Annotated in this window: 2 protein-coding genes, 1 other RNA gene and 1 pseudogene; all 4 read left to right on the top strand. The window is 64.8% G+C overall.

Annotated elements, in window-relative coordinates; translation table 11 throughout:
* Positions 1–444 (top strand): Nif3-like dinuclear metal center hexameric protein (locus FVW27_RS14030; protein WP_208294801.1); only part of this gene is annotated, 444 nt, incomplete at its 5' end.
* 18 nt (positions 445–462) lie between these two features.
* Positions 463–1,212, top strand: coding sequence for a zinc ribbon domain-containing protein (locus FVW27_RS14025; RefSeq protein ID WP_167126197.1), 750 nt, complete (start codon positions 463–465; stop codon positions 1,210–1,212).
* Between the two features lie 25 nt (positions 1,213–1,237).
* Positions 1,238–1,601, top strand: an RNA gene (gene rnpB, locus FVW27_RS14020) — RNase P RNA component class A.
* A 386-nt stretch (positions 1,602–1,987) separates the two neighbouring features.
* A pseudogene (locus tag FVW27_RS20970) lies at positions 1,988–2,134 on the top strand (bifunctional 2-C-methyl-D-erythritol 4-phosphate cytidylyltransferase/2-C-methyl-D-erythritol 2,4-cyclodiphosphate synthase); the annotation flags it as partial.

Below are 2,134 nucleotides of genomic sequence, written 5' to 3'. Positions count from 1 at the left end.
CTGCCCGCGCGGGTCTTCGGCTTCGGCCTGGTGGGCGACCTGCCCGAACCGCTCGAATTTCCGGCCTTTGTCCGGCGCCTGCACGGCCTTGCCGGGCGCGCCCACTGCCACGTCAGCGGCCCCGCCCCCGCCATGGTGCGGCGGGTGGGCTACTGCACCGGTTCCGGCAGTTCACTGGCCGATACAGCCTTTGCCCGTGGCGCCGACGTGTTCGTCACCGGCGACGTGAAGTACCACACCGCGCTGGAAGCCCGTGGCTGCCTGCTCGACGTGGGGCACTTTGCCCTTGAAGAGGAAATGATGCGCCGCTTCGCCAACGGCCTGTGCACCGCGCTGCCAGGCCTGCCCGTGCATTTCCTGCCATCCAGCGATCCACTACGGCTGCACCTGCCCGTTCCCCCCGCGGGCACGGACGGCGGCCGCGTTCCGGAACATCCGGCCTAACCCGCATTTCAGGAGGATATGACGTTGAGCCTGTATCTCAAGCAGATCGAACAGCTTGTCGCCCTGCAGAAGGTGGACGACCACATCTACGGCATCAAGGCGGAACTGAAGAACGCGCCGCAGGAAGTGGAAGGGCTGCAACAGCGCTTCGACGTCCTCGAGGAACAGCGCAACCGCCTCCTCGACAAGCTCACCCACCTGAAGGAGCAGGAAAAGCGCCTCGGCACCGAGATCGAGGACGATTCCCTGCGCATCAAGAAGAGCAAGTCCAAGCTCATGCTCGTGGGTAACACCAAGGAATACCACGCCATGATGCGCGAAATGGACAACATGGAAAAGATGAACCGCTCGCGCGAGGAAGAAAAGCTGGCCCTGGCCGAAGAGTTGCAACGCCAGACCGAGGCCATGGCGGAGATGGACGAGCGCTACACCGCCCTCAAGGCCGATCTGGAGGCCAAGAAGGCCAGCCTGGAAGCGCGCCTGACCGAAGCCGGGGCAGGCCTTGCCGACCTGGAAACCCAGCGCAACGCCGCAGGCAAGGAAGTGCCCGCGCCCGTGCTGAGCCGCTACGAATTCATCCGCCAGCGCCTGGAAAACCCGGTCATCGTGCCCGTGGACAAGGGCGTGTGCTCCGGTTGCCACATCTCCATCCCGCCGCAGAGCTACATCGAACTGCAGAAGGGCACGCAGATTCTCAGCTGCCCCAACTGCCAGCGCCTCATCTACTGGAGCGAGCACTTCTGCGTGGAAACCCCGGCTGCCGAATAGGCCGGACCCCGCGCATCCGTTTTCGGGAGCCGGACGGGCTGTCGTCGCGGGCCGCAAGGCCCGGGGAGGAAAGTCCGGGCTCCGCAGGGCAGGACGCTGGGTAACCCCCAGGACGAGCGATCGTCGGACAGGGCCACAGAAAACAGACCGCCCGGCAGGTTCGCCTGCCGGGTAAGGGTGAAACGGTGGGGTAAGAGCCCACCAGCTGGGGCGGCAACGCGTCAGGCTCGGTAACCCCCGTCCGGAGCAAGACCAAATAGGGAAGCGTTCGAGGCCTGCCCGGCCGATGCTTCCGGGTCGGTTGCTTGAGGGCGTCGGTAACGGCGCTCCTAGAGGAATGACAGCCACCCGCAAGGGTACAGAACCCGGCTTACAGTCCGACTCCCGATGTTATTAGAGGCGATTACGGGGGAGGGAGGAAGGGACTTTTTCAAAAGACCCTTCCTCCCTCCCCCGGTCCCCCTCCCTCCTTCCCCCAAACTTTTCATTTGGGGGTTGTTTTTACCGAAACAGGACGAGCGCGGGGCAAGGCTTCCACTGCGCTTGAATGCCTTACCCTGGTTTAAGACGACGTTGGGTGAAGGTGCGAGCCAGGGGGCTTTGCGGCAGCCGTTAGGTAAGCGCGGTGCGCGCAGCTGTTTGCCGAACGCGAAGCGTGAGGCTTACAGATGGCGCCCGCACCCCGCGAACCTTACGGATGGCGCCGCAGAGCGCAAAGCCCCCTTCCCCCCGTATCTTTCCCTCCCAAATCTTCTTGATCTTCAAAGGACCGTACATGCACGCATGGGCCATTGTTCTCGCGGCGGGCAGCGGCACCCGGCTGGCTGCGGCCGGGCTGCCCACGGCCAAGCAGTTCATCCCGCACCGGGGGGCGCCGTTGTACTGGCGTTCGGCGCGCACGTTCGCGACGGTGGCGCGGGTG

It is taken from the genome of Nitratidesulfovibrio liaohensis (genome assembly GCF_011682075.1).
GTDB lineage: Bacteria > Desulfobacterota > Desulfovibrionia > Desulfovibrionales > Desulfovibrionaceae > Cupidesulfovibrio > Cupidesulfovibrio liaohensis.
The sequence above is the reverse complement of the archived record's forward strand: the minus strand, read 5'-3'. Positions and strand labels throughout refer to the sequence as shown.